This is a genomic window from Providencia burhodogranariea DSM 19968 (assembly GCF_000314855.2).
Taxonomy (GTDB): domain Bacteria; phylum Pseudomonadota; class Gammaproteobacteria; order Enterobacterales; family Enterobacteriaceae; genus Providencia; species Providencia burhodogranariea.
The window spans coordinates 2085056-2099274 of the sequence record NZ_KB233222.1 but is presented as its reverse complement, the minus strand read 5'-3'; the positions used below and the strand labels follow the sequence as shown (position 1 = coordinate 2099274).

Annotated in this window: 12 protein-coding genes and 1 pseudogene; 7 read left to right on the top strand and 6 right to left on the bottom strand. The window is 35.8% G+C overall.

What is annotated here, in order from left to right; all coding sequences use genetic code 11:
* The first annotated feature begins 18 nt into the window (after positions 1–18).
* From OOA_RS08985 to OOA_RS19775, 3 genes are all read left to right on the top strand, one after another.
* Positions 19–2742, top strand: coding sequence for a fimbria/pilus outer membrane usher protein (locus tag OOA_RS08985; RefSeq protein WP_148284533.1), 2724 nt, complete (start codon positions 19–21; stop codon positions 2740–2742).
* Positions 2743–3010: 268 nt separating this feature from the next.
* On the top strand, positions 3011–3904 hold the full coding sequence (locus OOA_RS08980) for a hypothetical protein (RefSeq protein WP_148284504.1): 894 nt from the start codon (positions 3011–3013) through the stop codon (positions 3902–3904).
* A gap of 9 nt (positions 3905–3913) precedes the next feature.
* Positions 3914–5254: an SPOR domain-containing protein gene (locus OOA_RS19775; protein WP_083880272.1), complete on the top strand. Its 1341-nt coding sequence runs from the start codon at positions 3914–3916 to the stop codon at positions 5252–5254.
* A gap of 377 nt (positions 5255–5631) precedes the next feature.
* On the opposite strand, the gene OOA_RS08970 is transcribed toward OOA_RS19775, so the two are convergent.
* Positions 5632–6330 (bottom strand): hypothetical protein, encoded by a 699-nt coding sequence (locus OOA_RS08970; protein ID WP_008911829.1) that lies wholly within the window; start codon positions 6328–6330, stop codon positions 5632–5634.
* Positions 6331–6658: 328 nt separating this feature from the next.
* Between OOA_RS08970 and OOA_RS08965 the strand changes: the two genes are divergently transcribed.
* Both OOA_RS08965 and OOA_RS08960 read left to right on the top strand, forming a co-directional pair.
* Positions 6659–7393, top strand: a complete 735-nt coding sequence (locus OOA_RS08965; RefSeq protein ID WP_008911828.1) for a GNAT family N-acetyltransferase — start codon at positions 6659–6661, stop codon at positions 7391–7393.
* Positions 7393–8298, top strand: a complete 906-nt coding sequence (locus tag OOA_RS08960; RefSeq protein WP_008911827.1) for an AEC family transporter — start codon at positions 7393–7395, stop codon at positions 8296–8298. Before OOA_RS08965 ends, OOA_RS08960 begins: the two co-directional genes overlap by 1 nt.
* 597 nt (positions 8299–8895) lie before the next feature.
* Here the strand turns inward: OOA_RS08960 and OOA_RS08955 are convergent.
* From OOA_RS08955 to OOA_RS08945, 3 genes are all read right to left on the bottom strand, one after another.
* Positions 8896–9252 carry a hypothetical protein gene (locus OOA_RS08955; RefSeq protein ID WP_008911826.1) on the bottom strand — a complete coding sequence of 119 codons (357 nt, stop codon included), beginning with the start codon at positions 9250–9252 and terminating at the stop codon, positions 8896–8898.
* 448 nt (positions 9253–9700) lie between these two features.
* Complete coding sequence (locus tag OOA_RS08950) at positions 9701–9901, bottom strand: helix-turn-helix domain-containing protein (RefSeq protein WP_008911825.1); 201 nt, start codon at positions 9899–9901, stop codon at positions 9701–9703.
* Positions 9902–9904: 3 nt separating this feature from the next.
* Positions 9905–10459: a hypothetical protein gene (locus OOA_RS08945; RefSeq protein ID WP_008911824.1), complete on the bottom strand. Its 555-nt coding sequence runs from the start codon at positions 10457–10459 to the stop codon at positions 9905–9907.
* Positions 10460–10838: 379 nt separating this feature from the next.
* Between OOA_RS08945 and yafC the strand changes: the two genes are divergently transcribed.
* Positions 10839–11735: a DNA-binding transcriptional regulator YafC gene (gene yafC, locus OOA_RS08940; protein WP_008911823.1), complete on the top strand. Its 897-nt coding sequence runs from the start codon at positions 10839–10841 to the stop codon at positions 11733–11735.
* A 33-nt stretch (positions 11736–11768) separates the two neighbouring features.
* On the opposite strand, the gene dkgB is transcribed toward yafC, so the two are convergent.
* Positions 11769–12572 (bottom strand): 2,5-didehydrogluconate reductase DkgB, encoded by an 804-nt coding sequence (gene dkgB, locus OOA_RS08935; RefSeq protein ID WP_008911822.1) that lies wholly within the window; start codon positions 12570–12572, stop codon positions 11769–11771.
* A gap of 44 nt (positions 12573–12616) precedes the next feature.
* Positions 12617–12834, bottom strand: a pseudogene (locus tag OOA_RS20025) (oxidoreductase); the annotation flags it as partial.
* Between the two features lie 350 nt (positions 12835–13184).
* Here OOA_RS20025 and OOA_RS08930 point away from each other — a divergent pair.
* Positions 13185–13991: a methyltransferase domain-containing protein gene (locus tag OOA_RS08930; protein WP_201764576.1), complete on the top strand. Its 807-nt coding sequence runs from the start codon at positions 13185–13187 to the stop codon at positions 13989–13991.
* Positions 13992–14219 lie beyond the last annotated feature (228 nt).

The window sequence follows — 14219 nt, the reverse complement described above, 5'->3', positions numbered from 1 at the left end:
CAGAATACACAACAAAAAATGAACAACAAAATAGTAGTATTACCAACTTTTTTTCGCTTAAGCCTACTCAGTGCTGGGGTGATGTTGGGGTTATCATCATGGGTGTACGGTGAAGATTATTTTGACCCTAGTTTTTTAACCTTAAGTGGTGAAACGAGCCAGATAGATTTATCTGCTTTTGGTAAAGAAGGTGCGGTTGCTGAAGGGGAATATACGATAGCTGTCTTTGTCAATAATCAGGATGCAGGGCAGTTTACGCTTCAGTTTGGAAAAAATGCTAAGCAGGTGATCGCTCCCGAGCTAACTCCAACGTTACTTGAAGCGTGGGGAATAAATGTGCCTAATATTCCTGATCTCAAATCATTACCATCTGAGACACGAATTGATGATTTAGCCGCTTATATTCCACAAGCAACAACAAAATTAGATTTGGCGCGTTTACGTTTGGATCTCAGTATCCCGCAAGTGGCGATGAATCCTAAATATGCCCGTTATAGCGATCCAGCGTTATGGGAAAATGGTATACCTGCATTGATGTTTAATTATAACGTCAGTGCAGGACAAAACCGTAACTACAGTGCAGGTAGTACAACACAAGCAAACAACTTATTTGCTTCTGTTCGTGGTGGAGCAAATCTGGGGGCATGGCGCTTACGCAGTACTATGACTCATACGCGTTTCGAATATAGTGGTCAGGAGAATCAATCTAACCGGACTCAGCAACAGACCCGTTTTTCTAATACTTATTTATCTCGTGATATCCGTGGATTACGCTCCACGATTCAGGCGGGAGAGACTAGTACGGGCGGCGAAATATTTGACAGTGTGTCATTTAAAGGCGTGAAACTCACGTCTAATGAGCAGATGCTACCGAGTCAATTACGTGGCTATGCCCCCGCGATTAGCGGTGTAGCTAATTCCAATGCGCGGATTACAGTAAGACAAAATGGTAACGTAGTGTATGAAACGTATGTTGCGCCGGGGCCATTTTACATCAATGACATCCAGCAAGCAGGATTATCAGGTGACTATGATGTCACTGTCACCGAAGCAGATGGCAGCGAACGTCGTTTTATCGTGCCTTATTCAGCGTTACCGACAATGTTACGCCCTGGTGGTTGGAAATATGAACTGACTGCTGGACGTTACAATGGTTCGCTAACTCAAGGATCGCGTCAATCTGATTTTGTGTTGGCGACCGGAGTGTATGGCTTACCTAATGGCATCACTGTTTTTGGTGGCACATTAGTGGCGAAGGACTATCAAGCAGTAACTGCCGGTTCTGGACTTTCTTTAGGTGAAATCGGTGCAATATCGGCAGATGTCACTAGCTCAGTTGCCAAGTTTCAAACGGGTCAGGGGCAATCAGACCGTAAAACGGGACAATCATTCCGATTACGTTATTCGAAAAGTTTGGTTTCAACAGGGACATCAGTTGATTTAACAGCACTACGTTACTCTACTGAGCATTTTTATAACTTCAGTGAGTTTAATAGCCAAGGGTATAACCTCGAGGAAGGATTAAGTCCTTGGACATTACAACGTCGTCGTAGCAGTTTCCAAACTCAATTAAGTCAACAACTAGGGGAATACGGTACGCTACGGTTTCGTGCCAATCGTGATGATTACTGGGGAAATAATAAAACCTTAACAGGACTTTCCTTGGGATATAGCACCAGTGTTAAAGGCGTTAGCTTTGGCGTGAACTACAACATTGATCGTATTAAAGATACCAATGGCCACTGGCCAGAAAACCGTCAAATCAGCGCGAATATCAGTATACCGTTCCGTATCTTTGGGCACTCTGAGGGGCTGCAATCGATTTATGCCACCTCAACAATGACCCATGACAATAAAGGACGTACACAAAGTCAAGCGGGTATCAGTGGCAGCATGATGGATAATGCCATGTCGTATAGCGTCTCACAAAGTTGGGGTAATCAAGGCCAAACAGCAGTCAGTAATGCTAATTTGGGATACCAAGGCAGTAAAGGTAGCCTGAGCACAGGGTATAGCTACAGTGATGATTCTCGTTCTATTAATATGAATGCTAGTGGTGGGATGTTAGTACATGGCGGTGGGGTGACTTTATCACGCTCGATGGGGGAATCAGTTGCCCTGATCAGTGCTCCCGGTGCATCAGGAACCCGTTTGACCAACGGTAATGCGACTGTTGATTGGCAAGGCTATGCGGTTGCGCCATACCTATCTGATTATATAAAAAATAGCGTGGGAATAGACCCGACAACGCTACCAGAAGGCGTGGATGTCACGCATTCGAATGCCAATGTTTACCCAACCAAGGGTGCAGTGGTGAAAGTGGATATTATCACCCGCGTGGGCTATCAAGTGTTAATGACCTTGAAGCAACAAAATCAGCAACCAGTTCCATTTGGAGCAATTGCGACATTAATGAATGGGTCTGCTGTGGATGCAGTGAACGGTATTGTCGGAGACATGGGACAAGTCTACCTTGCTGGCCTTCCAGAAGAAGGGGAATTATTGGTGAAATGGGGCGATACGCCTGACCGCCAATGTCGAGTGAAATTTACGCTGACACATTTAACCATTATTCCGGACAACCCAATACGTCAAGTGGCCTATATCTGTGGCGGAGAAAACAAAACAGAAACTAAGTTACAGGAAGATAAACCATTAAAGCCGATAGCAGAATCAGTGGTGCAGTATGAGCAAGAAAGCTCAACGAAACCGGTGTTTTCGCGTTGGGCGAAGGTTGAATAAATTGATGAAATTTAAGGTTATAGGTTTGAGTATTATGAAATATATGCTAAGTAAAATGATAGACAAATGCCGTATAGGTATCATAAATAGTGTTATTTTATCAGCCTTTTTATCAATGCTGAGTACTGGTAGTGTTCATGCTGCTATTATAGTAAAGGATGGCTTTAACCCGATAAAAACAGAATCTATTAATATTAGAACGGGAACTTCTACAACTAGTGCCTGGGTATACACTTTATTGGCTCCTACATATTTTGGTATTACTTTAATGCAGTCGAACCATGATGGGTGTTATGGTAGTTCGGTGCAAAGTTTAGTATCTATGGATGGATATTCAGGTATACAACTTGCTCCTAATGTATTGTTGGTGATTTACAACACAACATTAACCAGTACAGCACAGAGAAGTAATAATTCTATTCAGACACAAATTGCAACCTTTGATACTAAAGGAAATTTATCTGTTAATACAGGAACTCAAGTGAATGGGAAAATTTGTTATGATGTTCGAAATGATAGTCGTCAAACTCTAAATATGACTAACGTTAGATACACTAGCGGTAATATAACATGGGGAATTTATGTTAAACCGGGAAATGGAAGTTCTCAGCTGAATGTACCGAATGTACTTATAGGAAAGCTTGGAGATGGCGCTAGATGGGAAGAACATGTATTATCTATTTCAGGAAACTCATTAGTAATAAACCCACCTATTAAATGTACGGTTGCAGCACCTCCGACTATAGAATTCGGTAAAATATATCTTACAGGTAACGAAAAGGATGGTGATATCCTCGCTTATAATAACGGCAATGTATCACTTAATTGTTCGTCGGATGAGCAAACAGCAACGGCCAATACAACGATTTCTATTACCGGAAATAAAGGGCGATATACCGATACATTAGCCTTAAGTGGAACGAGTGCTTCAGCGGAGATCCGAGGCATTATAGGTTCACCAATACCACCAACTGGTTCGTGTTCTGCTAAAGGTGATGGGTATACTAATTTTATCCATTTCTCGGCACCGACTCCAATAGATGTTGGCAAAATCAACGTAGGAACCAATCTAATACCCTATAGCTTCACGCTATGCTCAAAAGGTGTTTATGCGCTTGGAGAAGCGACTGCGACCGCAACGATGGATATCAATTGGGAATAACATAATATTATGCGACCAATGAACATTTTTTTCCTTTCATTCCACTTACTTATGGGGAGCGTTAAAGCAGAAGAAAATATATCTAACATCGAGAAAGTGCTGCCTTCTTCTATAACATCATATTTATCTGAATGTTTTATCGATAAATATTCAGAATCTCTCTGCTGGCAACAGATGAGGGAAGAACCAGATGTGACTAAGTTATATGATTTTGGCGTTCATTACGCGAATGGTGACGGGGTTCAACAAAACAACGAGAAAGGCCGCTATTGGATACAGCGTGCGGCCTTAGGTGGATATCCGCTTGCTCAATATAATCTTGGTGTCATGTTTTATGATGGTATTGGTGGAATTCAAAGTCGCGAATGTGCTCATCATTGGTTGAATAAAGTCGCTGATGAGACAGGTGATACTGGTTTGATGGCTCAGCAGGCGTTAGCGGCCATGGTTGGATACGAAGTTCAGTTTCCTCAGCATTTTCCAAAGGTTTATCGCGTATTAACGACACAGGAATGTGAACAGTTAACCGATGTGGCTTTTCCGACGGAGAAATTGATTGAACCAATACTTGCGGATAATGTACTGGATTTTGATCCTATCGTTATATTTAAGCATGGTTTAGATGGCTTTATTGGTCACGCTAATCAGCTACCAGTAGGAGAACGTTTAGAAAGCCTGCCGATAGAAACGATATTAAAACCTGAGTCTAGGCCAATAAATGAAGCAATACAGCCAGCCACGCGTGAAAGTAGCCATCTGGGCGCCCGTAAAAAAATGGGACACTATTTGGTAAGTCTAGGACAATACCTTTTAGGGCAAACGAACGAAATAAGTGTTAATGATAGCTTAAACCCTGTCAATACTAAAGACACTGCAATAACGTTGCAATTACCTGAACCTTTGTTTGACGCACTACCGAACAAAGATGTGAACCAAATGGTAGGAATTATCGATATCCCAATTAAAGAAACAGCTATTAAAGAAACACCTAACGTAATGACACCTGTGCCGAGCTCAATATCTCGTGTAGAGGAAAAACGCCAACAAAAAAGTACGCCATCATTAAACCTAGGGGGCGCTTTACGGCATGCTTCAAAACGTCACTATACCTTGCAACTCAGTAGCGCGAGTCGATCAGAGCCACTGTTGGCGTTGGCGAAAAAACAAAAATTATCCAATTATTTAGTGTATGAAACCGAGCGACATGGAGTGCAATGGTATGTTTTGGTGTATGGAGAATATGTAGGAATGACACAAGCCAAGCAAGCCTTACAACAATTGCCTGCGACATTACAAAAAGATCTACCATGGATACGCAGTATTTCTGATATTCAAGCAGAAATTAAATAACAAGTTGGAGGAATGAGTATAGAATCTCGCTTCTCGTGAGTAAAATCGACCTTAATCTGTTGAAAAAATCAGTGATATCTTTTGAATTAGGACAGATGAGTTATTAAGTGTTAGCATCATCAATTACCTTGGTTTTAGCCCACGATCGTAATTGCTCATCACGATTAATAATATAAACAAAATCTATCTAATTTCGAAAATTAAAGTGATACCATGTGCGTTATCACTGGCGAGGTAGCCAATTCCAGTCTTGAATTTAACTTCATTATCATAAATATTAACGGGGGTTTCTAATGCTACTGATATGTTATTAATGAAGCCAAATGATAACTCTCTGTAACCATCTCCATAAAATCCACCAATATTATTGGATAATATCAGGCTAAAGGATTTATTTTTATATTAAAAAAGTCAGTCATAATATATTCACCACCCACTGACCATGTTCCAGTATTACTATTAATATTCAATTTTTTGTCATTTTTAATCCCATACATAAACATATAGGAAATATTACCGTGAAAATTAATTTGATTATTATTGTCAAGTATATTGGTATTTACTAGTCCAATCTTAGGAGCTAATTGAAGTGAATTAATATTCCATTCTAATAAACCAATTTCACGTAGTGACTCTTTCGTATTATTATCACCAGAAAATGTAGATCTATTATTCATATTCGCATAACCAAATTCAATTTCGTTTTCTAGTTTAAGATTATTATTTATTTTATAAGTAATTTTTGGTGATGTAGTTACACTCAAAATATCCCAATGAGCGCGAAATTTACCCGATGGATATACATACATTGGTGATGCCTTTACTTTTAGATAATTTCCTCTCAATTGAGCGGAAAAGGAATAATCATCATATTCATAAAGGTTTTGGAAAGTATAAGGTAAAGAATATTTTTCGTAACTCAGGTCTCCTGAATCTAATTTTGATGCACTAATATCATTTGTTAATGATAGGGCGAGAAGTTTAGCATAACCTGAATTCAAGCTGTCATCACTATAAGACGGTGATATAAATGTAATCGTTGTTAGTGATAATATGATTAAAAACAATGGCTTCATTAACTATACCTATCTAAGTATAAATTGCTAATATATATTAGCATAAATCATATTATTTGATATCAATTTAGCTCTAAACTATCTGTGAACGCAGGTTTTTACGATATGAGAAAACGTTGAAATAGACGCATCATCACGTGTTGATAACAGAGATGATTAGTTCACTACAATTCAAAGTCAACTGTTAATACTGCATTATCAGGAAAAAACAGAATAAAAAATAAAAGTATTAGTGAAATATAATGTAGTTATTCAGGCGCTTTAATTTCAAGAGATATAGTTATAAACTCATGAAATTCTCAATTACATTTTATGAAATTTATTAAATATGAACTGTAAAAACGAATTTAATCAAGAAGTAGGTGCACCTATTCCTGAGTGGAAAAACAAACAATATCCTGTGCGAGTGACATTGAAAGGAAACCATTGTACGGTCGAGGCTCTCAAATTGGCCCATGCCAATGAGTTGTATAATGCAATTAATTTGGATACTGATGATAGTTATTGGACTTGGTTAACAAGAGAGCCGATTAAAAATAAGAGCGATTTCTCTCAATGGGTTGAACATGTGATTTCCGTAGATGACCCTATTTTTTATGTTGTTATTGATCATAAGACAAATCAACCTATTGGTTATTTTGCATTGATGCGTATAGACCCGAATAATGGTGTTGTTGAGGTGGGGCATGTGCATTTTTCTAAGTTGTTACGTGGAACCATAATGTCTACAGAAGCGCATTGGCTTTTAATGAACTATGTATTTACAGATTTAAAATATAGAAGATACGAATGGAAATGCAATAGCTTAAATGTGCCATCACGAAATGCAGCACTAAGATTAGGATTTAAATATGAAGGTCGATTTAGGCAATCAATGGTTGTAAAAGGCCATAATAGAGATACGGATTGGCTTTCAATAATTGATAGCGAATGGCACATAGTGAACCAATCAATCAAGCAATGGTTATCACCAAGTAATTTCGATTTAATGGGAAACCAATTGAGATCATTAAATGCTATTCAGAATGACAATAATAAAACTGATGTCACTGGAATAAATTAATGTTAACGATTCTTTTTGCACTATGGCCGCTATTTGCGCTCATCATGTTAGGTTTTTATCTAAGAAGAAATACCTTTTTTGATGTGGCTTTTTGGCAAGGGGCGGAAAGAATCAATTACTATGTATTATTTCCTGCACTTTTTATTAGTAGCCTTGCCGTAGCGCCGTTAGATAATCCAAGTTTACCTAGATTATCAGTAGTACTACTTGCAACATTATTGATTAGTTTAATTTTTTTTATACTGTTTAAAGTCATAAAGAAAACGCCCACAAATAAATTTGGAGTGAATGTTCAAGGCGCATTAAGGTTTAATACATATCTTGGGTTAGCAATAATTAATGATTTATATGGTGCGGAAGGTATTGCTATTTCTGCTGTAATCTTAGCTATATTAACACCTGTCTGTAATATTATTTCGGTTATTGCATTATCAGATATTAATGAGCTTAGCCTTAAAAAATTGCTATTGACTATATTTAAAAACCCATTAATTTTGGCTTGTTTAATCGGTTTTTTGCTTAATATTACAAATATAGGGCTACCTTTTAATAGTTTGCAATTATTTAAGTTAATGGCATCGGCAAGTTTGCCCTTGGGCCTACTCTGTGTTGGTGCGGCTCTACAGATACCGGCTATACGTTATTCATTTTATGCCATATTGACCAATAGCGTTGTACGATTACTCGGAATGCCAATATTAGCCTTGCTAGTCGCATCTTATTTTGGGTTGTCAGGGTTGGATTTTCAGTTATTAGTTATTTTCTTTGCGATCCCCACGGCACCAAATGCCTATATTATGGCTAAACAATTAGGTGGGGATAGCCAATTAATGGCAGGGATTATTACCTTTCAAACATTAGTATCAATTTTAACGTTGCCCATAATTATCAGCATGATAGCTTAGATATTTAACTTTAATACATGTACAATGCTTCAAATACTCCTTAGCCGTATTTTTACTTTGAGATCTTTATGCTATTTGTTGTTGAGCTAACTTAAGTAATAGATAAAAATTAATTTAGTGCGGATTTTCTCTATTGATTCCAATAGTGACGTTGAACTAAATAAATATATTGGAGTTGTTAAGGTGATTTTTTTCGTGATGATTATTGATATGTACAAAATACACAATCTTCTTTAAGGAATAAGGCGGCTAAATAACCTTTAGAGAAAACGATCTGATGAACGTGTTTTGAGTCCATAAAAAAAGGTGGCATTTTAGCCACCTTTGGACATCTCGACATTGAATATCGAGCAAGTGAGAACTGTAAGATTAGTTGCTACTTCGCTATAGGTAAAGAAAATAACCTTAAGTTAATACAAAAATGTGCAATATATCACTTGAAGTTACTAACAAAGGTTAAATATAGATGCCATAAGTCATACTTTAAATTGTATTGAGGGTCGCTTATACATAATTTTCCATCACAAGGATAAATAATATTTAGTGGAATTACGTATTTTACTCGATATGCAATTGTAAGCCGATGTAGAATATCTTCTAACCAGCAGGGATTGTGAGTGTAATTTTGTTTGAACTATCTTCACGATCGATACCTTGAAGGAATTGTTCTTGTCTTTCATTAAGTAATTGTCTATTTGATTGGTTATCTCTAGCAGATAACATTCTAGTGCTGAAATCATGTGTTTTTTTGTGGTTATTATTGAATTCTTTAGACCAAACTAATTCGCTTATACCCTTACTGTTATTATTATTCATTTTCCCATAAAAATATTGATTTTTTTCGTTATATTGAAGTGTATTAACACTATGCAATTCATTTGAATTTAAGGATAACGAATAACCATTATAAGAAAATAAAATTAAAACAGAAGTGACTAAAGTTAATTTTTTCATACTGCAATACTCCTAAGTTATATTAATAAAATATATCAAAGATTTCCGAATTGATGATGTTTCTGAAATAATTTTACATGTGTTAAATTTTTTTCATATCTTATCGTTTATCCTTTTAATATTATTGACTAATAAATTATATTCCTTATCATCATTGTTATCTGAAAAGTAAAAATAAAGCACACTACTAGCTGCAGAAAAAATAATGATAATCAGAGCAATGTTTATCTTCATATTAAATCTCATTGGATAGGGTGTGTATTAAAGAGTGATTAAATGTTTATATAATCTATCTTTTATCTTTTGATTTATTTGTGTGATTTGTGAACTTAAATTTAAATGAATTGGTATTATATGGTTTTGGCTGTCAATCGTATCATGTTTATTTTATTAAAATGACATGATATATTCAGCCATTAAGCCATGTACTATATGTCACCCTATGTTTCTAAACGTATTTAATAAGATCACCAGGTTGACATTTTAATATTTCGCATAGTTTTTCAAGAGTTGAAAATTTAATACCTTTTATTTTCCCATTTTTCAATAATGAAAGATTAGCCTCAGTTATTCCGAGTTGTAATGCAAGGTCTTTAGATTTTATTTTCCTTTCAGCCATCAATACATCTAGGTTTATTATTATATTCATAATTTATATATATTGCTTATTTTCATCGCTAAGTTTCTTGGTTTCTTTCATTATCAATGATAATGATAAGATTATTATACCATAAATTACTTCATGTGCAGCTGATGAGGAAAAACCTAAATAGAAGACAAAGATTTTTTCACTTTCAGGTAAGCTAAGCGACAGGGCTAAGCTTTCGAATGTCTCTTGCATCCCATAAACAATTGGTGTAATTATGGCCAATATTCCAGCAATAAACAGAGTTTTTATATTTTTTTGTGACCAAATTTCTTCTTTAGTGACCCTAAAAAAGAAATAGCCAATAAAAAATAAACTTAAAGAAGAAAATAGCGTGGGAAGATATGAAATTAACATCAATAGATTGAAGGTTGTATCGCTAACTTCAATCGTTCCAATTGCAGCATGAGAGTCTAGGTTTTCAATAATTCCTTCTAACATTTCTATTTCATGAGAGGACCATAATAGGTATTTTAGTATTAAGTCAGTAACCCCGAGAACCCAAGTTATAAAAGCTATTGATTTTGCAATTAAAAATATTTTTTTGTTACTTTTTAACATTTTATTTTATCCATTAATAAATATAACATTAGTAAGTTAATTATTAAATTACGATAATTTATTATTGTGGTAAAGTAATTTTTTGTTTTTTTGTAAGTACATATAACTATTGTTTAATATTGGTAAGGGATGTGAATATTGCATTTTGTTATGAGTTTTACTTGTTTAGAGTGTGCTCGCTGGTGGTAAAGATGGGATTTTATGTATGAAATATATGAAAATATCCTAATTTAAAGTTTATGCGGTGTCATATACTCTCAACGAAGCAAAACGTAACAGGTGAGATTTAATGATGTAGACTAGTAAAGAATAACAATAAAACGAAAACCGATTAATCTTAATTAAATAGCGATTAATGGCAGCCTTAAGGATGTTAAGAATGAAATCAACCTCGGAAGAAGTGCAAGTTTTCATCACGGTTGTTGAGTGCGGTAGTTTCTCTAGAGCTGCAGAAAAGTTGGATGTGGCAAATTCAGTTGTCAGTAGAACAGTAAAAAAGCTAGAAGCAAAATTAGGTGTTAATTTACTGAATCGAACGACTCGACAGTTGAGTTTGACAGAAGAGGGCGATCGTTACTTTCATCGTATGAAAGTAATTTTGCAGGATATGGCCGCCGCAGAAAATGAACTAATAGATACACAAAATTCACCTAGAGGTTTGTTACGCATAGATGCGGCAACACCAGTGGTGTTACATTTATTGGTGCCATTTATTAAAGAATTCAGTTTTACTTACCCCGAAATAACACTTTCTCTAGTTTCTTCTGAGACCTTTATCAATTTAATTGATCGCAAAGTTGATATTGCCATTCGCGTCGGTGATCTGATGGATTCAAGTTTACGAGCGCGTCCTTTGTTTGAAAGTTACCGTAAAATTGTCGCTTCACCTAATTATATTGCCCAGCATGGCAAGCCTGAAAGTACCGAAGATTTGGTTAATCATACCTGCCTAGCATTTACGGAGCCAGCATTGTTAAATACTTGGCCTGTGCGGGATATCAACGAGCAACAAGTGATGATTGAATCAGGAATTTCATCGAATAGTGGAGAAACTATTCGGCAACTTTGTCTTGCAGGAAATGGTATTGCTTGTTTATCTGATTTTATGGTGAATGAAGATATTGAGCAAGGTGATTTTATTACGCTTTTTTCCGATAAATTACAGCCTATCGCGATGCCGTTTAATGCGGTTTATTACAGTGAAAAAATAGTGAGTCAGAGGATAAGAGTTTTTATTGATTCATTGAGTGAGTACATTAAAAATAAATTAAAATAACGGGCACAATAAGTGCCCGCAATGAATTAATAATTAATCCCACTTTGGAGCGATACCTTCAGGGCTCGCTAATCGTTCATTACAGTCAAGAGCGGAAATCGCTTTTTTATCTTCAGCATCGAGTTTGATATTTACACTTAACAGGTTACTTTCTAAATTTTCACGTTTAGTTGATGACGGAATAACAGAATAACCCTCATTAATTGCCCAAGCTAAAATAACTTGTGCGGGAGTAGCATCATGTTTTTTAGCAATAGCCTGAATGACTTCATCTTTTATTGCTTTTCCATATGCTAAAGTCATATACGATGTAACATGAATATTATGTGCTTTTGCCCAATCAACTACTTTGCGATTTTGCAAATAAGGTGATATTTCAATCTGGTTGGTTGCGATATTTTCAGCACCAACTGCTGCAATCGCCTTTTCCATTAACGGAATAGTAAAGTTAGATACACCAATTTCACGAGTTAAACCCTGTGCTTTTGCTTCCAATAGTGCATGCATAAATTCATCAACTGATACTTCATCATTCGGTGATGGCCAATGGATCAGGGTTAAATCAACATAATCAGTCTGTAAATCATTCAAGCTTTTTTTCAAGCTTGGGATTAGTTTATCTTTATTAAAATTAGTGATCCAAATTTTAGTAGTGATATAAAGATCTTCACGTGGTATATGGCTGTCAGCAATAGCTTGGCCTACAGCGGCTTCATTTTCATAAATCTGTGCAGTATCAATAGCTCGGTAACCTAATTCTAATGCGGTTTTTACTGAATGAATAACAACATCATCTTTTAAACGGAAGGTACCAAGACCCAGTACAGGAACGCTCATAGTAGTCTCTCTTAATATAGTTAATAGTTAGTTCAATCTTAATATCAATTATTTTGTTGTAAAGCTGGATAATCAACATACCCTTGTTTGTTTCCACCAAAAAATTTTCTGTTATTGGAGAGGTTAAAGGTAAATTATGTGCTAGTCGGTACGGTAAATCGGGATTGGCAATAAACGGACGACCAAAACCAATCAAATCTGTCCAGCCTGCTTTTAAGGCTTCTTTCACACGTTCTACGGTATATTTACCGGAGTAGATCATTGCACAGTCAATTTGTAGCCGTATCACAAATACCGGCTCGTGAGCAGGTCATTGCTGGTATGACAATACAGTTTTGGATATTTACTTGATTTAACCAATATGAGTCAAATAACATCTGCTGCTCCTTTCATTTGTTGTAATACCATGGATCGACACGACATTTAATGCAACAAGTGTATCCCCTAATTCTTTTATAAAAAGAGAGCTTTAAAGAAAATACTTTTGCGTTTTAGACAATAATGAACAATCTGAGCATCAATATTATCGCTATCGATATTTTATTTAACTGTGGTTAGTGTGATAAAACAATGTCAGCGCTTAGATGCAAATAGAATTATTTTGGGTATAGTATGAGGATGTTTAACTCACTAATCGTTGTATTTAAAGGGGTTCGTATGGAGTGGCAAGCTAAGCAATATTCTGTATTTGACGAGCAAAGGTCTCGCCCAGCTTACGATTTAGTCAATGCAATACCTGAGATAAATGCTCAAAGTATTATCGATTTAGGCTGCGGTACTGGAAATTCAACTCAAGCTTTATTGTCTCGTTATTCCGCACATAATATTATGGGTCTTGATAATTCGGAAACGATGCTAATCGAAGCGAAAAAGCGACTTCCCCAGATAGATTTTCAATTAGCTGATATCTCTCAATGGGAAAGTGAAAAAAAATATGATGTGATCTTTTCAAATGCAGCATTACAGTGGCTACCCGATCATATTTCTCTTTATACGCGATTAGTCAATAATCTTACCGAAGGTGGTTATCTAGCAGTACAAACCCCTGATAACCTTCAAGAGCCCCCACATAAAATTGCCCTCGAAATTGCAGCCACAGAAAAATGGATTAATAAAATTGGGCATATTCATCATGAAGAAAGACATAGTGTAGAGTGGTATTTTTCTTTATTAAAGCCATTAGTTACTGATATCAATATCTGGCGGACAACCTATTTTCATTTTATGAATGATATTAATGATATCGTTGAATGGTTTAAAGGAACTGCACTTCGACCTTTTTTATCTATGTTAGATCAGGACGAGCAAATAGTTTTCTTAAAGGAATATAAAAGTCGATTATCTCAAGAATATGCAGAATTACCAATAGGTGGGTTATTATTGCCATTTCCGAGGGTTTTTATATTAGCTAAAAAATAATCATTGAATGTTTATCAATTGGAATTATGTGTAATTAATGTAAGGCTTAAATTGATTTTAATTTTTTATTGAATTAAGCCTGCTACAGATTGATTAATCATGATTTATAGACGTATTTTATCTGTGAGTATAAGCGGGTTTATTATTTTTGTGTATCGTGACATGTCACATTTTCTATTTGTGAAAAGCTATAGTAACTTTAGTTTTTTTTTGGTGGGTTTTTTTATG

Coding starts and splice junctions, on each gene's coding strand:
- OOA_RS08960 (WP_008911827.1), top strand. CDS start 7,393: ATGTTAACGATTCTTTTTGCACTATGGCCGCTATTTGCGCTCATCATG.
- OOA_RS08985 (WP_148284533.1), top strand. CDS start 19: ATGAACAACAAAATAGTAGTATTACCAACTTTTTTTCGCTTAAGCCTA.
- dkgB (WP_008911822.1), bottom strand. CDS start 12,572: ATGAGCGTTCCTGTACTGGGTCTTGGTACCTTCCGTTTAAAAGATGAT.
- OOA_RS08965 (WP_008911828.1), top strand. CDS start 6,659: ATGAACTGTAAAAACGAATTTAATCAAGAAGTAGGTGCACCTATTCCT.
- OOA_RS08950 (WP_008911825.1), bottom strand. CDS start 9,901: ATGAATATAATAATAAACCTAGATGTATTGATGGCTGAAAGGAAAATA.
- OOA_RS08930 (WP_201764576.1), top strand. CDS start 13,185: ATGAGGATGTTTAACTCACTAATCGTTGTATTTAAAGGGGTTCGTATG.
- OOA_RS08945 (WP_008911824.1), bottom strand. CDS start 10,459: ATGTTAAAAAGTAACAAAAAAATATTTTTAATTGCAAAATCAATAGCT.
- OOA_RS19775 (WP_083880272.1), top strand. CDS start 3,914: ATGCGACCAATGAACATTTTTTTCCTTTCATTCCACTTACTTATGGGG.
- yafC (WP_008911823.1), top strand. CDS start 10,839: ATGAAATCAACCTCGGAAGAAGTGCAAGTTTTCATCACGGTTGTTGAG.
- OOA_RS08970 (WP_008911829.1), bottom strand. CDS start 6,330: ATGAAGCCATTGTTTTTAATCATATTATCACTAACAACGATTACATTT.
- OOA_RS08980 (WP_148284504.1), top strand. CDS start 3,011: ATGCAGTCGAACCATGATGGGTGTTATGGTAGTTCGGTGCAAAGTTTA.
- OOA_RS08955 (WP_008911826.1), bottom strand. CDS start 9,252: ATGAAAAAATTAACTTTAGTCACTTCTGTTTTAATTTTATTTTCTTAT.